Below are 17469 nucleotides of genomic sequence, written 5' to 3'. Positions count from 1 at the left end.
GATCACTTGATCAGGGGGTCGAGCACGGAGGGCTCGTTGGATTTCTTCGTCCCCTCAGGCGCCTGGGGCGAACCCCTGACGCCGCAACCGGCGAGGAGGCCCGAAAGGACGACAAGGGCGAGGAGAAGACGGGTCATGCGGGATGATTAGACCAAGGCGGGCGGGCGGGGAAGAGGGATGTGATCGGCACCCGCCGGTTCGCCTACCGGCAAAGTGACGGCACCTTTTTACACATCTCCTCCATGATGCGTCTCGTGTCGTTGTCGCTGAGTTCTAATCCCAGGCGACGAGTATGGCGGCCGCAGTCAAAGGCGATGCGGCCGCCTCTGAAGGTCATGAATGAAACTCTTTGCGCCGGGAGCCAGGACGGCAGCCAGAAGTCGGATCCCTGCCGAAGGTTGGAGATGTTCGCTACCGGATATTTCTTCGTAAAGTGCAAGAGCGGGATTTTCCTGATGCGCCGTAACGTCGTCGCATCGAGCTCGATGATTTCCCTGCCGAAAAAATACCAGAGGGATAGGCCGGCAAACAGCACGGAGACTATGGTCCAACCTGCCAGCCATCTGATCATGAGGCGCGTGAAATCAGGGCCTTTGGATATCACTTCCCCTTCCACGCTCATACGCACGCCATCCGGAGGCGAGCCATTCCACAAGACGATGAATCCGTGAATTTCGCTGTAAGCGATGAGGATCAGAAAAATGCTGAGGAATATGGTGGCAAAAGCCATCCGCGCTACTGGGATCGTTATGCGAAGCTTGTCACCGTCATTTTCGAGGATCGCCCGGTCATAGCTGGGATAGATGACGGCCATGTCTCAAGCTACCTCTTCATTTGCGCCGAGCGACTTCACTCGCCGGGACATTTGCTCGATCACATATTTCGCATCCGCTTCATCGAGGCCAGAGGCGAGGTAATGGGCGCCGCGACCATGATCGAAGACGATCGTGCCGTCCTTGAGAGATAGAGAAGAGGTGCTGTGCTCGGTATCCGCTGAGCCAGCTGGAGGTGATGCAAATCTCAGATTGGCGACCCCGTTCACGTCATATTCGCGGCTGCGCCTGAAAATCGGTATCTGCTTCGTTCGCTTCAATCGAATCGAATTGAGCTCGATGATTTCTTTGCCAGCGATGCTCCACAGCAACTCGGCGATGATCCCGATGCCGCCATAAGTCCAGAGCGTTGTAAAGATGGCCATGAAAACATACTCATACATCTCTCTGGTCTCGCCCGGCTTGCCTTTGAGAAACAAATACGGAAGGAGGAACTCGACATAAGCCCAGATGATCAGCCACAGGAATCCGAAGGCCGTAATGCCGAGTCGGAATTCTGCCGGGATCGTGATATGCAGGCCGGTGCCGTCATTCTCTATGATTGCTCGCCCCCTCCCGTGTTCTACGCCAGCTATGTTCATGTTGCCGCCGCTGGCCTCTGCGCGGAGAGATTTGACGTGCTCGCACATCTCATCGATCACATATTGCGCCTCTGCTTCATTGAGGTCTTGGCCCAAATACCTGGTGGTCCGCCCATAATCGAACGTGATAGCGCCGTCTCGGAAACTCAAATGCGACAATGTATTTTTGTTGTTGGCATCTTTTGGTCGCGGCGAAATGGGTCGCATATTTCTGATGCTCGAAACTGCAAAGTCCCTGCTGAGGCTGAAGAACAGAATTCGCTTGCGCAGACGCAGCAAGGTCGAGCTGAGCTCAATGATTTCCTTGCCGACGACTTGCCAGAGGAGGGTATAGATCATCGACATGCCGGCAACTGTCCACATCGCAAACCAGAAATATGACAAAAGCGGACCGCTGACAAAGGAACGGTCTGTCGGCTCTCCAGTAAGCAATTCGAAAGCGATGATCGCTTCGGCTATGACCCAGATGGTCAGCCATAGGCACATGAACATCATGCCTTTGGGCTGGATCTCCGCCGGGATCGTGATGCGCAATCCCGTCTCGCCATGCTCGATGACCGCCCGGCCTTTGCCGGGTTCGACAATTGCCATTGGATGTACCGTCCCAATGGGGCAGAGATATAGGGACTCGCGCGCCGGGAACAAGATGGCGCTCGCAAAATCCTTAAGGAACGCCCAACAGGCGTTTTACTCCCGCACCAGCTCCGGATCGATCGTATAGAGATCCTGCGCCCGGCTGACGCCGCGGAGCGCGAAGCGGCCGACGGAGACGAGGCGGGAGCGTTCGGGCTCGGGCGTGGCGGCGGCGAAATCGGAGGAGAGCAGGATATTGCGCTCGACCGAGCGGCACAGCGCCACGATGCGGCTCACCTCGTTCACCGCCGGGCCGATGACGGTGAAATCGAGCCGCGTGGCCGAGCCGATATTGCCGTAGAACACATCCCCGATATGGAGCCCGAGATTGACGCCGGCAACCGCGCGGCCTTCGGCTTTGCGCTTCTCGTTCAGCTCGGCGATGCGCTTCCGCATCTTCATCTCGGCGAGAAGTGCGCGCCGGCAGGTCTCCTCGGGCCCGGCGCCGCCGAAGATGGCGAGCACGCCGTCGCCGGTCAGCTTCAGCACGCTGCCGCCCTTGTCGTGGATGGCCGAGATCACCGCATCGGCATAGTCGTTGAGGAGCGGGATCACCTCGTCGGGCGGCGATGAATCGGTGATGGTGGTGAAATCCCTGAGGTCGGAATACCACAGGACGGCATTGATGCGGTCGGCGACGCCGCGCACGATGCGGCCCTGCAGCACACGCTGCCCGGCATCGCGGCCGAGATAGACCTCGGCGATGGTCTCGGCGACGCGGGCACTCTCTCTAGAATCGCAGATTGGCGCCGAGTCTCACGATATATCCGTCCTCAATCTCCAGGCTGTCAGTTGAGGCGCCGGTCGGCAGATCCGCAAGGCTGGTGTCATCATCGAAGAATAGATACAGTCCCTCTGCCTTGATGCTCAAATTCTCAGTCATGCCCCATTCAAGGCCACCACCGATCGCCCCGCCAGTAGCCGAAACGTCAGCGCTGCCACCCTCCTCCGTGTCTTCGAATTCTCCTTCAAGAAAAGCCACGCCACCAGTCACGTAAAGCAGCGTATTGTCCATGGCCCAGCCGACGCGCCCACGTATGGTGGCCAGGAAATCAATCTCCAAGGTTACTTCGCCAGGAGCGAAAATCTGATCTTCGGCGGAACTATCCCAATCGACTGCTGAAATATCTCCTTCGATGCCGAACACCCAGTCACCACTTTGCCAGTTCCACCCCAACTGGGCACCACCCAAGATCCCTTCTGCGTCGAAGTCACTCAGATCATTGTTCACATCTGCGTCACGGTCGAACTCGCCATCTGTGCCGACTCCGCCGTAACCGAAATGAGCGCCGATATAGGGACCGCTCCAATCATAGACTGCGGGCTCCTCGACGAAATCCGCCGCCTGCGCGCTCGAAATCACGAAAGCTGAAACGGCACCGGCCAAAAGAAGTTTATTGATCATTGGTCCCAGCCCGATTGGATATGAGTGAAAATACTGCACCTGGGTTGCCGGAAGGTCAACCGACCCCTACCCGATTCTTGCCCGTTGTGGCTTTCAGGTCACATGGCAGCATGCGTTCGCCGGCAATCTGGATGTCGAACGGATTGCCGGCCTCGATCCCGATGATCGGCGTGATTGTCGGCGGCCTAATCAGCTTAGGTGTCTCGCTCCTGGTCCAGTGCAGGTTCTGGAGCGACGCGCGGCTCGGCGAATGCCAGGAAGAGGGGCGATGGAGCCGAGCCATGGGTATTCTTGATCCCGCTCGCCAGCCTCCCGAAGGATATTACCTTGACCCCTGACGAACCGAGCATGCTCCTCCATCTGCGAGACAATAAGGCTTTTAATTCAGTCCTCGGGACGGATGACGCTCACAACATGATATTGGCGGCTTTCGGCACGATGTTTTCACGTCGCATGGTGCTCACGGAGCGGTTAAAGAACGGGAAGGTGGTGTCCACTGTGCGCGACGAAGTAGCCTTTCACGGAGGTCTTCATCTGATGGATTACTGGCAATCCACTTGCCAAGCGGTTCGTCGGCAAAGATTGCACCTAGCGACGCGCGAAGCGGATTCGTATCAGAATCTATTGCCGAATGTTTCCAGTATTGGTCGGCGGTTCAATCTCGCACCAGCTCGGGATCGATCGTGTAGAGATCCTGCGCCCGGCTGACACCGCGGAGCGCGAAGCGGCCGACCGAGACCAGGCGGGAGCGTTCGGGCTCGGGCGTGGCGGCGGCGAAATCGGAGGAAAGCAGGATATTGCGCTCGACCGAGCGGCACAGCGCCACGATGCGGCTCACCTCGTTCACCGCCGGGCCGATGACGGTGAAATCGAGCCGCGTGGCCGAGCCGATATTGCCGTAGAACACATCCCCGATATGGAGCCCGAGATTGACGCCGGCAACCGCGCGGCCTTCGCTTTTCCGCTTCTCGTTCAGCTCGGCGATGCGCTTCCGCATCTTCATCTCGGCGAGAAGCGCGCGCCGGCAGGTCTCTTCCGGCCCGGCGCCGCCGAAGATGGCGAGCACGCCGTCGCCGATCAGCTTCAGCACGCTGCCGCCCTTGTCGTGGATGGCCGAGATCACCGCATCGGCATAGTCGTTGAGGAGCGGGATCACCTCGTCCGGCGGCGATGAATCGGTGATGGTGGTGAAATCCCTGAGGTCGGAATACCACAGGACGGCATTGATGCGGTCGGCGACGCCGCGCACGATGCGGCCCTGCAGCACGCGCTGCCCGGCATCGCGGCCGAGATAGACCTCGGCGATGGTCTCGGCGACGCGGGCCAGCGAAGCGCACTTGAGCGCCAGCGCTAGAAGCGGCACCAGGCGGCGCAGCGCGATGAGCTCCGCATCGCTGAAGCCTTCCGGCTTCGCCGTCGACCATTGCGTATAGATGCAGTCCATCTCGCCGATGGCGGCCTCGCGGTCGAAGCGCTGCAGGAAGGCGACATAGTCGGTCTGCTTCTGCTGGTCGAGCTGGTCGAGATAGAAGAAATCGCGCGGATCGTCGGGGCCGAGGCGGCGGCGCAATTCATCGCCACCCGTCTCGAGCAGATGGAAGAAGATGCTGCGGCGCCAGTTCTCCTCGGAATAGGAGCCGGGGGAATATTCCGACATCTCGCGCTCGACCGCGCCATCGGCGCGCCAGTGGAAGGCGCGGCCCTCATGGATGGGATGCAGCGTGTCGATCACGGCGGTGGCGATGGCAAGGCCGAGGCCCGCCTCGTTGCAGTCGGCGCAGAAGCCATGGAGCAGCGCCACTTCCGACTGGCCGGCAATGCCGCGCGCGATGATCGCCTGCGAGATGCGCGAGATGTCGCCTTCATTCATGCGGGTTTCTTTCTTTCGGCGCGTGAATCTCGCCACGATATCGGGGGCGTCGAGCTGAAGCCAGTGTCAAATCGATTTGCTCTTGCCTATGACCGGAGCGTGCGACCGGAAAGTGAAGGAGCCAGGGCGCCGGCTCGTGAGCCTTGTGAACAGGCGACCGCCTGAAGCCGCCATTGACGGAAAGGCCCGGGATTTACCGGCGAAAATCTCCCCGTTCCTTTCCCGTAATGGCGAGGATCATTTCCCCTACTTCGTCAGCAGCTTCAACCAGCGCGCCGCTTCGCGCTTCACATTGGCGGGTGCGGTGCCGCCGAGGCTCACGCGCGAGGCGACGGAGTTCTCCACCGAGAGCACCTTGTAGACATCGGTGGTGATCCTGTCGTTGACGCCGTGCATGTCGGTGAGGCTCAAGCTCGCGAGATCGCAGTTCTTCTTCTCGGCCAGCGCCACCAGCGCCCCCGTCACGTGATGCGCCTCGCGGAAAGGCAGGCCGAGCGAGCGCACCAGCCAGTCGGCGAGGTCGGTCGCGGTGGCGAAACCCTGGGCGGCGGCGGCGCGCATCGTCTTGGCATTGGGCTCGAGGTCCTTGATCATGCCGGTCATCGCCGCGACGGCGAGCGAGAAATTGTCGATCGCATCGAAGGCCGGCTCCTTGTCCTCCTGCATGTCCTTCGAATAGGTCAGCGGCAGGCCCTTCATCACCAGCAACAACGAGGTGAAGGCGCCCAGCACACGGCCCGGCTTGCCGCGGATGAGCTCGGCCGCATCGGGATTGCGCTTCTGCGGCATGATCGAGGAGCCGGTGGTGAATCTGTCGGAGAGCGTCACGAAGCGGAACTGCGCCGAGCACCAGATGACGATCTCTTCGGCCAGGCGCGAGAGATGCATCGCGCCGATCGAAGCGGCGGCGAGCAGCTCGAGCACGAAATCGCGGTCGGCCACCGCATCGAGCGAATTGCGCATCGGCCGGTCGAAGGCGAGCTCCTTCGCCGTCATGGCGCGGTCGATGGGGAAGGATGTGCCGGCGAGCGCCGCGGCGCCCAGAGGCGATTCATTCATGCGCTTGCGCGCATCGCCGATGCGGCTCCTGTCGCGCGCCAGCATCTCGACATAGGCCAGCATGTGATGGCCGAAGGTGACGGGCTGGGCCACCTGCAAATGGGTGAAGCCCGGCATGATGGTGGCCGCGTGCTTCTCGGCCTTGGCGGCGAGAGCGAGCTGCAAGTCCTTGAGCTGTCCGTCGAGATGGTCGCAGACATCGCGAATATAGAGGCGGAAATCGGTCGCCACCTGGTCGTTGCGCGAGCGGGCGGTGTGGAGCCGCCCGGCGGCCGGGCCGATCAGGTCCTTCAGGCGCTGCTCGACATTCATATGGATGTCTTCCAGCGCGCGCGAAAAAGTGAAGGAGCCTCCCTCGATTTCGGCTTGCACCTTCTCCAGGCCCCGCCTTATTTCAGCCGCGTCTGACTTCGAGATGATGCCCTTCTCGGCAAGCATCCTGGCATGGGCGAGCGATCCTCTGATATCCTGCGCGAACAGTCTCTGGTCAAAGCCGATCGAGGCATTGATCTCTTCCATGATGGCGTCGGGCGCGCTCTCGAACCTGCCGCCCCACATCTTGTTGGTCATCGCCTGCCTCGTTAATGGAATCCCGAATGAGTGAAAAAGCCCGAACCCTGAGGCCCGCCATCCTGATCGTCGTCCTTGCCGTCCTGGCCACGGCCTTCGGGGTTTACTTGAAGGGGGAAGGCGATGGCAAGGTCGAGACGGCGTCGCCCGCGGCGCCGGGCCAGGTGAGCCGGGCGCTGGCGACCGGCGCCATGGCGGCCTTTGTGGTCAAGGGCGAAAGAAAGCCGGTGCCCGAGATCAGCCTCACGCCGGAAAACGGGGCGGCGACATCGCTCAAGGCCTGGAAGGGCCGGGTCGTGCTGGTCAATCTGTGGGCCACCTGGTGCGCGCCCTGCCGCAAGGAAATGCCCGCGCTCGCCCAATTGCAGAGCGAGATGGGAGGGCCTGATTTCGAGGTCGTCGCCATCAGCGTCGACCGCAAGGGCTTCGAAGCGTCGGGCCAGTTCCTGAAAGAGGTGGGTGCCACCGCGCTCAAGCTCTATGCCGATCCCTCGACCGAAGCCTTGAGCCAGTTCCAGGCGGTGGGCCTGCCGGCCTCGATCCTCATCGACCGCGAAGGCCGCGAGATCGGCCGCCTCCTCGGCCCCGCCGAATGGAATTCACCGGAAGCCAAAGCGCTGATCAAAGCGGCGATTCAAGAAGAATAAGCGCAACATCCAACACCGTCATCCCGGCGAAAGTGACGGTCCCTATAGTCCGTCATCCCGGCGAAAGCCGGGACCCCCTGAATAGAATCAACCGGGCGGTGCTGCCCTGTTTCAGCGAGCTGATGCCGATCTTCGCCCGGCGAAGCCGGGCCCCAATTGGATTGGCGAAGCGCGGGGAACACAACCCAGATTGGCCTTATTCAGGGGTCCCGGCTTTCGCCGGGATGACGAACGTTGGTGTTCGCCTCGCCGGGATGACGAACGATGGTGGTCGTCTCGCCGCGTTGATGTTCTTCCTTACCGTGTCGGCACCGGCTTTTCGCCGCGATAGTCATAGAAGCCGCGATTGGTCTTGCGGCCGAGCCAGCCGGCCTCGACATATTTCACCAGCAGCGGGCAGGGGCGGTATTTGGAATCGGCGAGGCCTTCATAGAGAACCTGCATGATCGACAGGCAGGTATCGAGGCCGATGAAATCGGCAAGCTCGAGCGGGCCCATCGGATGATGGGCGCCGAGCTTCATCGACAGGTCGATCGCCTCGACATTGCCGACGCCTTCGTAAAGCGTATAGACCGCCTCGTTGATCATCGGCATCAGGATGCGGTTGACGATGAAGGCCGGGAAATCCTCGGCCACCGCGATCGTCTTCTTCAGCTTGAGCGAGAATTCCTTCACCGAGCTGAAGGTCTGCTCGTCGGTGGCGATGCCGCGGATGAGCTCGACCAGCTCCATGAGCGGCACCGGATTCATGAAGTGGATGCCCATGAATTTTTCCGGCCGGTCGGTCGAGGCGGCGAGCCTGGTGATCGAGATCGAAGATGTGTTGGTGCCGAGCAACGCATGCTCCGCGAGATGCGGGCAGACCGCGGTGAAGATCTTGCGCTTGACCGCCTCGTCCTCGACGGCGCTTTCGATCACCAGATCGCAATCGCCGAAATCCTCATAGGAGGGCGCGGTCGAGATGTTCTTCAGCGCCTTGTCGCGCTCGGCTTCGGTGATCTTGGCGGACCTGACCTGGCGGGAGAGGTTGCCGTTGATGGTGGCGAGTCCCGCCTCCATCCGCTCCTTGCTCACATCGTTGAGAAGCACCGTGAAGCCCGAAAGGGCGCAAACATGGGCGATGCCGTTGCCCATCTGACCGGCGCCAATGACGCCGACTTTTTTAATCTGCATGTCCGTCTACTACCCACTTGGTAAAGGCGTGGGAGCCTATATCGTGCCTGTTGCTTGAGCAAGTGCATTTCGCATGTGCGAAATCGACGGGTCTGGCATACCGCAGGGGCGATATACGGCGCTCTTCAGCTTCTGGCATGATCGGGCATGACCCATACAAATGAGGGCCCCGCGGGGCTGCCGGCGGCCCGGCTCAATTGGGCTTTATGGGCGCTTTTTGCCGGGAATTTCATCATCGGCACCGGCATCCTGCTGCCAGCGGGCATGCTGAACGATCTCTCCGCCGGCCTCGGCGTCAGCCCGGCGACGGCCGGCCTCCTGATGCTGGCCAGCGGCATCGTCATCGGCCTGGGCGCCCCGTTCTTCGCCACCTTCACCAGCGGCATCGATCGCCGCGTCCTTCTGGTGGGCTCGCTTATCTTCTATGCGGCGGGCCATGCGCTCTCGGCATTGGCGCCCGATTTCTGGTCGCTGCTGGCCTTGCGCGCCATCACCGTGATCTCGGCCGGCATCTTCACGCCGCAGGCGGCGGCGAGCGTCGGGCTGATAGTGCCGCCGGAAAAACGCGCGGGCGCCGTGGCCTTCATCTTCATCGGCTGGTCGATCGCCTCGGTCGCCGGCATGCCCTGCGGCAGTCTCATCGCCGCCTTTATCGGCTGGCGCTTCGCCTATGCGATCATGGCGCTGCTGGCGCTTGCGGCCGGCATCATCGTATGGCGCACAATGCCGTCAGGCCTCCATGTCGGCAAGCTCTCGCTCGCCGCCTGGCGCGACGTGTTCTTCGATCCGGTGCTGATCCTCATCCTGCTGGTTACGCTGGCAAGCTCGTCGGGGCAGTTCACGGCGTTCAGCTATATGGCGCCGCTCTTCAAGGATCTGCTCGGCGCATCGCCCGCCCTCATTGCCGGTCTCCTCGCCGGCTTCGGCGCCGCGGGCGTTCTCGGCAATTTCATCGCCGCGCGCTTCGTCGCCCGCATCGGCATCGACCGCATGATCCTGCTCGCCCTTGGCGCATTGCTCATCGGCATGATCGTCTTCTCGGCGACACTTGGCCTGCTCGCGGGCGCAGCCGTCGCGATGGCGATCTGGGGCCTCGGCACCTTCTCGTCCAACTCGCTGCAGCAGAGCCGGCTCATCGCCCATGCGCCGGCGCTCGCCTCGGCCTCGGTGGCGCTCAACACATCCACCATCTATCTGGGCCAGGCGATCGGCGCCGGCGTCGGCGCGAAGATCGTCGCCGAGCATCTCCTCGCCTGGCTGACGCCGGTCGGTTCCCTCTTCGCGGCGCTGGCGATCGTGTTCACGCTCATCGCGAGCCGTTTCGATCGCCGGAGAGGCTGATCGCGATCATGTGAAGCGCGGGTGCTGCCAAAGCATGAGAGACTGCGCGCATGGATTTCACCACGCGGTGGCCGCAGCTCGCGCCCGGCACAAGGCGCTGGTCCAACGCGGCCTCGTCACATCATCGTTTCGCCGCCGGCGAAGGGTGCTTCCGCTTCGATGAGCTGACGGTCGGCCTCGTGCTCACCGCCCAGCCCGGTCATTGGGGCGCCTATGCCAGCGATGCCGAACGCGAATTGCCGCTGCTGCCGGGATCGGGCTGGATATTCCCGGCCGGGCTCGATGGGCGTTGCAGCTGGAAGGGGCCGCAGGCGATCATCAATGTGAGCCTGCCGCGGGCCCTCTTCGCCGACGAGGGTGTGGAGGAGATCAGGGACTTCACCGTCGGCACGCTCGATCCGCTGGCGGCCGAGCTGGTCTTCGCGCTCCACGCCGCCCCCGATGATGCGCCTGAGCTCTATCGCGAGAGCCTCTCGGTCACGCTCGCGCTGCATCTGGCGCAAGGGCGCCTCTTTGCCGATCGCGTCCCGGCGCGAGACCGGCGCATCCTGCGCGCGCTCGCTTTCATCGAAGCGCATCTGGCGGAAGATCTGGCGCTCCAGCCGCTCGCGGCCATCGCCGCCGTGAGCCCCTATCACTTCCTGCGCCGGTTCAAGGCCGAGACCGGCGCCACGCCCCATGCCTATGTCACGCAGCGGCGCATGACGCGGGCAAGGCAGATGATCGAAACGACACGCGTGCCGATCGCCGACATCGCCTGGTCGCTGGGCTACAGGGACGCGTCGCGCTTTGCGAAGCTGTTCCGGCGCCATGTCGGAACCGCGCCCGCAAGCTTGCGAAAAGCAAGATCGGCCTAGAAACCAGCAAGACCGCCACCTCCGTCCGGTCGCAGTGCGGCCGATAATCCGCGCCTTGCGAACAAGGAGGCGAAGATGAAGCTCATCATCCTGAGTGCCATTGCGGCAATGATCATGGCCGCGCAGGCCGCGGCGGCCGATGTCATGACCCGCAAGGTCACTTTCACCAGCGGGGGTGAATCCATGGCGGGCATCCTGCATCTGCCCGCCGACCATGCCGGCCGCAGGCTGCCGGGCATTCTGGTCGCCGGATCATGGACCACGGTCAAGGAGCAGATGGCGCAGAACTATGCGCAAGAACTCGCAAGGCGGGGCTATGCGGCGCTGACTTTCGATTTCCGCAATTTCGGCGAATCGGGCGGCGAGCCGCGCGCCCATGAAAGCCCGTCCCGCAAGGTTGCCGATTTCAGGGCGGCGGCGGAATTCCTGCGGACGGTGCCGGAAGTCGATGCGGCCCGCACCGGCATCCTCGCGGTCTGCGCCTCCGCCGGCTATGCCGCGCAGGCGATCAATGAAGGGGCGCCCATCAAGGCTTTCGTGGCGGTTGCGGGCTGGTTTCACGACAAGGCGAGTGTCGGCTCGATCTATGGTGGAGATGCCGGTGTCGCCAAGCGCATCAAGGCCGGCGAGGAGGCTCGCGCCATCTTCGATCGCGACGGCGAGGTGCGCTATGTGAAAGCCTTCGACTACAAGGACACGAGCGCCGCCATGGCCGGGCCTTTCGACTATTATGGCAGCGCCCATCGCGGCGGCATCGCGCAATGGGACAATCGCTTCGCGCTGATGGGCTGGCCCGAATGGCTCACCTATGACAGCGTCGCCGCCGCCAAGGCACTGAAGGTGCCGAGCCTCTTCGTCCATTCCGACAATGCAGCGCTGGCGGCGAATGTGAGAGCGATCCATGCGGCGGTCAGGGCGCCCAAGGATCTCCTCTGGTCGAGCGAGGACCATTTCTCCTTCTATGACGATCCCCAGGTGGTGAAACGCTCGAGCGACGCGGCGGTTCGCCACTTCGCCAGGTATCTGACGCGTGAACTCGGTCCCACCGGCACGGCTGACGAAGCCCAGGTGATCGCGGTCGTCTCGTCCATTCCGCTCGCCGTCGATCTTGCCGCTTATGATGTCGCCGAACGCGCTTTCGCGCCCAAAATCCTCATCGACTATACGAGCCTGTGGGGCGGCGAGGCGCAGCGCATGACGCCGGCCGCGCTGATGACGGCCTGGCGCGGCATCGTGCCGGGCTTCGATGCGACACGCCACGAGATCACCGATGTGAAAGCGACGATAGAGGGCGACACGGCGCGGGCGTCGGCCTTTGTCGATGGCCGGCATTATCTGGGCGAGCGCGTGTGGCGCCCGATCGGAACCTATGACTGGCAGCTGGCGAGGATCGACGGCATGTGGAAGGTCACGCATATGACCTTCAGCCTCACGCAGGAGATAGGTGAGCGGGCGCTCGCGGCCGAGGCGATGGAGCGGGCGAAAGCGAAAATGAGATAGCGAGTCGCACAAAATAAAAGGCCCGGCAAAAGCCGGGCCTTGGATTTGGTCCTGAATGCTGCCTTACTTCCCCAGCTTGCCGAGCTCGGCTTCGAGCTCCGGCACCGCCTGGAAGAGATCGGCGACGAGGCCGTAATCGGCGACCTGGAAGATCGGCGCTTCCTCGTCCTTGTTGATGGCGACGATGACCTTCGAGTCCTTCATGCCGGCCAGATGCTGGATGGCGCCCGAAATGCCGACCGCGATATAGAGATCGGGAGCGACGACCTTGCCGGTCTGGCCGACCTGGTAGTCGTTCGGCACGAAGCCCGCATCGACGGCGGCGCGGGAAGCGCCGACCGCGGCGCCGAGCTTGTCGGCGACCTTGTCGAGCATGTGGAAGTTCTCGCCATTCTGCATGCCGCGGCCGCCCGAGACGATGATCTTGGCCGAGGTGAGCTCGGGGCGGTCGGACTTGGAGAGATTCTCGCCCTGATAGGAGGAGAGGCCCGGATCGGCGGGGCCTTGCGTCTTCTCGACCGGCGCCGAGCCGCCTTCGCCCGTCGCCGGGAAGGCCGCGGTCCTGACCGTGATGAGCTTCTTCTTGTCGCCCGACTGCACCGTCTGCACGGCATTGCCGGCATAGATGAGGCGCACGAAGGTGTCGGGCGACTTCACTTCCGAGATGTCGGAGATCTGCATGACATCGAGAAGAGCGGCGGCGCGCGGCATGTAGTTCTTGCCGTTGGTGGTGGCGGGCGCCACGATATGGTCATAGGGGCCGGCAAGCGAGACGATCAATGCCGCCATCGGCTCGGCGAGCGGGCGCTCATATTGCGCCGCATCGACATGCAGCACCTTCTTGACGCCGTCGAGCTTCGCGGCTTGCGCGGCAGCGGCATCGGCCTTGTTGCCGGCCACCAGCACATGGACATCGCCGCCGAGCTTCGCCGCGGCGGTCAGCGCCTTGTGGGTCGCGTCCTTGAGATGAGCATTGTCATGCTCGGCAATGAGAAGAACAGCCATCTCAGATCACTCCCGCTTCTTTGAGCTTCGATACGAGTTCGGGCACCGACTTCACCTTGACGCCGGCCTGGCGCTTCGGCGGCTCGGCGGTGTTGACCACCTTGAGGCGCGGCGTGACATCGGCGCCGTAATCGGCCGGGGTCTTCTCTTCGAGCGGCTTCTTCTTCGCCTTCATGATATTGGGGAGCGAGGCATAGCGCGGCTGGTTGAGACGGAGATCGGTGGTCATGATCAGCGGCATCTTGACCTTGATGGTCTGCAAGCCGCCGTCGATCTCGCGCGTCACGGTCGCTTCGGCGCCGTCGATCTCGAGCTTCGAGGCGAAGGTCGCCTGCGCCCAGCCGAGGAGGGCCGAGAGCATCTGGCCGGTCTGGTTGCAATCGTCGTCGATCGCCTGCTTGCCGAGGATCACGAGATCGGGCTTCTCGGCCTCGATCACGCCTTTCAGGATCTTGGCGATGCCGAGCGGCTCGACATAGCTGTCGCTCTTGATGAGGATGCCGCGGTCGGCGCCCATGGCGAGCGCGGTGCGGATGGTTTCCTGCGCCTGGGCCGGGCCCACGGATATGGCGACGACCTCGGTCGCCTTGCCCGCTTCCTTGAGACGGACCGCTTCCTCGACGCCGATCTCGTCGAAGGGGTTCATCGACATCTTCACATTGGCGAGCTCGACGCCCGAGCCGTCCGCCTTGACGCGAATTTTGACGTTGTAATCAACGACGCGCTTGACCGCGACCAGAACCTTCATGGGCACTCCTCATGGGGTTGCCGCCCTTTGTGGCGGCGCACAAATCGGGCCGGAAACTAGAGACCGGGCCCATCCGAGTCAACGCCGATACCGGCAAAACAATGCCGCCTGCGACGTTGCAAACCACCCTCGCCCCGCCTTTCAGTTCCCCTTCTCCCGTGCGCAGCATGGGAGAAGGGGCCCGAAGGGCGGATGAGGGCTCTTTCTCAAAGCCCAAGAAGTTTTCAAAGGCATTGCGTTTTGCAGGCGAAGAGCCCTCACCCGGCCTTCGGCCACCCTCTCCCATCGCTTCGCGACGGGCGAGGGGAAAATCGGAGAGGGCTCGCTACGTCTGGGTTTTCACCAGAAGCCGCGAGCGCAGCACGAAAGTGAGGATGAGGCCGCAGAGGAACCCGCCAATATGCGCCCACCACGCCACCTGGTCGCCCTCATCGGTGGCGATGAAAACGCTGACAACCTGCAGGAGGAACCAGCCGCTCAAGGCCCAGAAGGCCGAGATCGGCAAGGGAATGCGCAGGAAGAGCAGGATCCACACCCGCGCTTTGGGATAGAGCAGGAGATAGGAGGCGAGCACGCCCGACACCGCGCCCGAGGCGCCGATCAGCGGGGCGGCCGATTGCGGCGCCAGCAGCGTGTGCAGCATGCCGGCGGCGGCCCCGCACAGGAGATAGAAGATCAGGAAGCCCGCATGGCCGAAGGCATCCTCGACATTGTCGGCGAAGACCCAGAGGAAGGCCATGTTGGAGATGAGATGCCACCAGCCGCCATGCAGGAACTGATAGGTGATGAGGGTCAGGGGCTCGGGGATGGGATTATAGGCGGTGCCGGGATTGACGATGTGGATGAGCTCGACCGGCACGATGCCATAGCCCGTGGCCACCGCCCACAGCACCTCTTCGCTGGTGAAGGCGCCGGTGAGCAGGAACACGACGACATTGATGAGGATGAGGGCGCCCGTCACATACTGGAAGCGGATGACCTTCAACGGCGTGTCGTCATGCAGAGGAACGAACATCAGCGGTTGGCTCCCTTGACCCACAGCACATCGCCCGAGCCCTGCGCATTCACCCAGCGGCTGGCGACGAAGAAGAAATCCGACAGGCGGTTGACGAAAGTGAGGACGCCGTCGCTCACATCCTCCTCAGGGTCGAGGCTGAGCTCGACGATGAGCCGTTCGGCGCGCCGGCACACGGTGCGGCAGAGATGGAGATGCGCCGCGCCGGCATGGCCGCCCGGCAGCACGAAAGAGCGCAAGGGCTTGAGATCGGCATTGAGCTCGTCGATCTCGGCCTCGAGCCGCTCGGTCTGGTGCGCCGTCATGCGCAAGGGCTCGTAGCCCAGGTCCTTGCCGGTGTCGGGCACGCAGAGATCGGCGCCCAGATCGAAGAGATCGTTCTGGATGCGGGCCAGCATGCCGTCGAGGCGGGCGAATTCACCGGTGTGCAACCGGGCGATGCCGAGCACGGCATTGGTCTCATCGACCGTGCCATAGGCCTGGATGCGCAAATGGGTCTTGGGCACGCGCTCGCCGGAACCCAGCGCCGTGTCACCTTTATCGCCGGTGCGTGTATAGATGCGGTTGAGAACGACCATGGGACAGTCTTAGCGGTTGTTGCCGCGCCGTTGAATAGCCAAGACACACGATCTCTGAAACGCGTTTCCCCCTCGCCCGTTGCGTAGCAATGGGAGAGGGTGCCCGAGAGGGCGGGTGAGGGCTCTTTGGTCCAGGATTTGGCCCGCTTCGCGGGAAGAGCCCTCATCCGGCCTATCGGCCACCTTGTATGGGGCTTTTTGTCAAGAACAGATTCATTCATTTGCTCCTCCTTGTTCACAAGACGATGGATCGAGGCGTCGATCGGGGGAACTTGCATGATGTGGCGAAGACTTCCGCCACAGCCTTGTATACGGCGGCCACTGAGGGCCTGACCATGATGCAGTCATGCGCATCGTCGGCAAGTTCCGTGATGCTGGCTCCAATCTTCTCCGCGACATCAAAGCCATGGTGGCGCAACGGTCAGCCATCACCCCGGATCGAGAACGGCCATGAGGCCGAAACCTTTCTCCAGTTATCCTGTTTTGCTCTCCTCTTATCCCACCTGGCGCAATGTAATGCCCTCAGGTTCCACGCCCTGGGTGGCCATGCGCCACAGAGCGATGAGCAGCTTGCGGGCAAGCGCCACGATCATCAATTTGCGGATGTCCTTGCGGGCGCTCTGGGTCTTGTGCCGGTACCATTGGGCCAGCGGGCTGTCCTCCTGGAACCTGAGAAAGCGCCAGGCGAACTGGATCATGCCGCGCCTGACCCGGCTATTGCCGGCGCGCGCCAGACCTTGTTCGCGCCGTCTCGTCCCGCTCTCATCGGGCGAGCCGGTGAGCCCGCCATAGCGCGCCGCCGCCCAGCGGTCGCGCAAGGGCCGGGCAAACATCTCGCTGTCCAGCATGTCGGCAGTCTCGACACCCAGCCCCACCACCCGGATGAGCGAGCGCACTGTCGTGGCGTGCCTGTCCTTGCTTGCCTTGGCCAGGTGCGCGCATCGCTCGGTCTCGATCGCCTTGATCTGTTCCCTGACCAGACGCAGCCTGGCCAGGTCGCGGCCGAGTTCGGCAAGGGTGTTGGCAGGCAGAGGCCCGCCTTCCGGGGTGCGCAGCCCCGAAAGCTGCTCGGCCGCCTTTTTGAGCTTGGGATTGAAGGTGCGGATGCCGAAGCGGATCAGGCAGGCCTTCAGACGGTTGATCAGCGAGGTACGCTCATTGACCAGGCGCTGATGCTCGCGATTGGGGCGCTTCAGATCTTCCTGCGCGATGCTGGGAATCTGCGCCATCGAGCAGTGCTTCGCCTCGCCGCGCAGCCAGCCCAAAAAGCCGCGCAACAGAAGCTCGGTGTCGAGCCGGTCGCTCTTGGCGCGGCGATGCTCGCGCGGCACGGGAATGCTGTTGGGGTGGATCACATGCGCCTCGATCCCGCGCGACCTGAGCCAGCGCGCCAGCCAGAAGCCGTCACGCCCGGCTTCATAAGCCACCGCTATGCGCTCGATCTTCTGGCCAGCCCTCACCCCTTCATCCCGCCAGCGCTCAAGCAAGGCAAGCAGTCCACAGGGATCGGGATCAAGCTTCCGCCGGGGCTGGCGCTTCAGGCCGGGGACAAGTCCGCCGACCAGCCAGCTCGACAGGCTCAGTTCGATAACCGCGATCAGCGTGGTATCCTGCTTGAGGACGACGAGAGATCTGCTCAGATCACTTTGCATGG

At 62.8% G+C, this 17469-nt stretch carries 16 protein-coding genes and 2 pseudogenes; 5 read left to right on the top strand and 13 right to left on the bottom strand.

The window, feature by feature from the left end:
* Nucleotides 1–2 precede the first annotated feature (2 nt).
* The 7 genes and pseudogenes from DT068_RS28375 to argH all read right to left on the bottom strand — a co-directional run bounded on the left by DT068_RS28375 (nt 3) and on the right by argH (nt 6951).
* Nucleotides 3–137 (bottom strand): hypothetical protein, encoded by a 135-nt coding sequence (locus tag DT068_RS28375; protein ID WP_368904720.1) that lies wholly within the window; start codon nt 135–137, stop codon nt 3–5.
* 65 nt (nt 138–202) lie between these two features.
* A complete protein-coding gene (locus tag DT068_RS14040) occupies nt 203–814 on the bottom strand; it encodes a hypothetical protein (protein ID WP_119390470.1) in 612 nt (203 codons plus the stop codon).
* Between the two features lie 3 nt (nt 815–817).
* A complete protein-coding gene (locus DT068_RS14035; RefSeq protein WP_119390469.1) occupies nt 818–2005 on the bottom strand; it encodes a hypothetical protein in 1188 nt (395 codons plus the stop codon).
* A 96-nt stretch (nt 2006–2101) separates the two neighbouring features.
* Nucleotides 2102–2767: pseudogene (locus DT068_RS14030) on the bottom strand (adenylate/guanylate cyclase domain-containing protein); the annotation flags it as partial.
* A 10-nt stretch (nt 2768–2777) separates the two neighbouring features.
* Nucleotides 2778–3452 carry an outer membrane protein gene (locus tag DT068_RS14025; RefSeq protein WP_119390467.1) on the bottom strand — a complete coding sequence of 225 codons (675 nt, stop codon included), beginning with the start codon at nt 3450–3452 and terminating at the stop codon, nt 2778–2780.
* Nucleotides 3453–4107: 655 nt separating this feature from the next.
* A complete protein-coding gene (locus DT068_RS14015) occupies nt 4108–5322 on the bottom strand; it encodes an adenylate/guanylate cyclase domain-containing protein (RefSeq protein ID WP_119390465.1) in 1215 nt (404 codons plus the stop codon).
* Between the two features lie 246 nt (nt 5323–5568).
* On the bottom strand, nt 5569–6951 hold the full coding sequence (gene argH, locus DT068_RS14010; RefSeq protein ID WP_119390464.1) for an argininosuccinate lyase: 1383 nt from the start codon (nt 6949–6951) through the stop codon (nt 5569–5571).
* Nucleotides 6952–6977: 26 nt separating this feature from the next.
* Here argH and DT068_RS14005 point away from each other — a divergent pair, with 26 nt between their 5' ends.
* Nucleotides 6978–7598 (top strand): TlpA family protein disulfide reductase, encoded by a 621-nt coding sequence (locus tag DT068_RS14005; RefSeq protein ID WP_162914190.1) that lies wholly within the window; start codon nt 6978–6980, stop codon nt 7596–7598.
* Nucleotides 7599–7895: 297 nt separating this feature from the next.
* Here DT068_RS14005 and DT068_RS14000 read toward each other — a convergent pair whose 3' ends face one another.
* The gene (locus tag DT068_RS14000) at nt 7896–8771 is read right to left on the bottom strand and encodes a 3-hydroxybutyryl-CoA dehydrogenase (protein ID WP_119390462.1); all 876 of its coding nucleotides are present in this window, start codon (nt 8769–8771) and stop codon (nt 7896–7898) included.
* 147 nt (nt 8772–8918) lie between these two features.
* Here DT068_RS14000 and DT068_RS13995 point away from each other — a divergent pair, with 147 nt between their 5' ends.
* From DT068_RS13995 to DT068_RS28365, 4 genes and pseudogenes are all read left to right on the top strand, one after another.
* The gene (locus DT068_RS13995; protein ID WP_119390461.1) at nt 8919–10112 is read left to right on the top strand and encodes an MFS transporter; all 1194 of its coding nucleotides are present in this window, start codon (nt 8919–8921) and stop codon (nt 10110–10112) included.
* Between the two features lie 50 nt (nt 10113–10162).
* A complete protein-coding gene (locus DT068_RS13990; RefSeq protein ID WP_119390460.1) occupies nt 10163–10969 on the top strand; it encodes a helix-turn-helix domain-containing protein in 807 nt (268 codons plus the stop codon).
* Nucleotides 10970–11020: 51 nt separating this feature from the next.
* Nucleotides 11021–11938 (top strand): annotated as a pseudogene (locus tag DT068_RS28370) (alpha/beta hydrolase); the annotation flags it as partial.
* Nucleotides 11939–11944: 6 nt separating this feature from the next.
* Entirely contained in the window at nt 11945–12469 is a 525-nt protein-coding gene (locus tag DT068_RS28365) for a nuclear transport factor 2 family protein (RefSeq protein ID WP_368904736.1), read from the top strand.
* 63 nt (nt 12470–12532) lie between these two features.
* Here DT068_RS28365 and DT068_RS13980 read toward each other — a convergent pair whose 3' ends face one another.
* The 5 genes from DT068_RS13980 to DT068_RS13960 form a co-directional block, all read right to left on the bottom strand.
* On the bottom strand, nt 12533–13474 hold the full coding sequence (locus DT068_RS13980; RefSeq protein ID WP_119390458.1) for an electron transfer flavoprotein subunit alpha/FixB family protein: 942 nt from the start codon (nt 13472–13474) through the stop codon (nt 12533–12535).
* A 1-nt stretch (nt 13475) separates the two neighbouring features.
* The gene (locus tag DT068_RS13975; protein ID WP_119390457.1) at nt 13476–14222 is read right to left on the bottom strand and encodes an electron transfer flavoprotein subunit beta/FixA family protein; all 747 of its coding nucleotides are present in this window, start codon (nt 14220–14222) and stop codon (nt 13476–13478) included.
* Between the two features lie 325 nt (nt 14223–14547).
* The gene (locus DT068_RS13970; protein ID WP_119390456.1) at nt 14548–15237 is read right to left on the bottom strand and encodes a rhomboid family intramembrane serine protease; all 690 of its coding nucleotides are present in this window, start codon (nt 15235–15237) and stop codon (nt 14548–14550) included.
* Nucleotides 15237–15815, bottom strand: a complete 579-nt coding sequence (locus DT068_RS13965; RefSeq protein WP_119390455.1) for a cob(I)yrinic acid a,c-diamide adenosyltransferase — start codon at nt 15813–15815, stop codon at nt 15237–15239. The genes DT068_RS13970 and DT068_RS13965 overlap by 1 nt, the downstream gene beginning before the upstream one ends.
* A gap of 494 nt (nt 15816–16309) precedes the next feature.
* Nucleotides 16310–17467: an IS110 family RNA-guided transposase gene (locus tag DT068_RS13960; protein ID WP_119390454.1), complete on the bottom strand. Its 1158-nt coding sequence runs from the start codon at nt 17465–17467 to the stop codon at nt 16310–16312.
* Nucleotides 17468–17469: the final 2 nt, after the last annotated feature.

Origin of the sequence: Taklimakanibacter lacteus (genome assembly GCA_003576695.1) — a bacterium.
Lineage (GTDB): Bacteria > Pseudomonadota > Alphaproteobacteria > Rhizobiales > Aestuariivirgaceae > Taklimakanibacter > Taklimakanibacter lacteus.
The sequence above is the reverse complement of the archived record's forward strand: the minus strand, read 5'-3'. Positions and strand labels throughout refer to the sequence as shown.

Bases quoted from the DNA above. Each gene is read 5' to 3' on its own strand.
- DT068_RS13990 (WP_119390460.1), top strand. From the start codon at position 10,163: ATGGATTTCACCACGCGGTGGCCGCAGCTCGCGCCCGGCACAAGGCGC.
- DT068_RS14000 (WP_119390462.1), bottom strand. From the start codon at position 8,771: ATGCAGATTAAAAAAGTCGGCGTCATTGGCGCCGGTCAGATGGGCAAC.
- DT068_RS14015 (WP_119390465.1), bottom strand. From the start codon at position 5,322: ATGAATGAAGGCGACATCTCGCGCATCTCGCAGGCGATCATCGCGCGC.
- DT068_RS14005 (WP_162914190.1), top strand. From the start codon at position 6,978: ATGAGTGAAAAAGCCCGAACCCTGAGGCCCGCCATCCTGATCGTCGTC.
- DT068_RS13995 (WP_119390461.1), top strand. From the start codon at position 8,919: ATGACCCATACAAATGAGGGCCCCGCGGGGCTGCCGGCGGCCCGGCTC.
- argH (WP_119390464.1), bottom strand. From the start codon at position 6,951: ATGACCAACAAGATGTGGGGCGGCAGGTTCGAGAGCGCGCCCGACGCC.
- DT068_RS14040 (WP_119390470.1), bottom strand. From the start codon at position 814: ATGGCCGTCATCTATCCCAGCTATGACCGGGCGATCCTCGAAAATGAC.
- DT068_RS13975 (WP_119390457.1), bottom strand. From the start codon at position 14,222: ATGAAGGTTCTGGTCGCGGTCAAGCGCGTCGTTGATTACAACGTCAAA.
- DT068_RS13965 (WP_119390455.1), bottom strand. From the start codon at position 15,815: ATGGTCGTTCTCAACCGCATCTATACACGCACCGGCGATAAAGGTGAC.
- DT068_RS13960 (WP_119390454.1), bottom strand. From the start codon at position 17,467: ATGCAAAGTGATCTGAGCAGATCTCTCGTCGTCCTCAAGCAGGATACC.
- DT068_RS14035 (WP_119390469.1), bottom strand. From the start codon at position 2,005: ATGGCAATTGTCGAACCCGGCAAAGGCCGGGCGGTCATCGAGCATGGC.
- DT068_RS28375 (WP_368904720.1), bottom strand. From the start codon at position 137: ATGACCCGTCTTCTCCTCGCCCTTGTCGTCCTTTCGGGCCTCCTCGCC.
- DT068_RS14025 (WP_119390467.1), bottom strand. From the start codon at position 3,452: ATGATCAATAAACTTCTTTTGGCCGGTGCCGTTTCAGCTTTCGTGATT.
- DT068_RS13980 (WP_119390458.1), bottom strand. From the start codon at position 13,474: ATGGCTGTTCTTCTCATTGCCGAGCATGACAATGCTCATCTCAAGGAC.
- DT068_RS13970 (WP_119390456.1), bottom strand. From the start codon at position 15,237: ATGTTCGTTCCTCTGCATGACGACACGCCGTTGAAGGTCATCCGCTTC.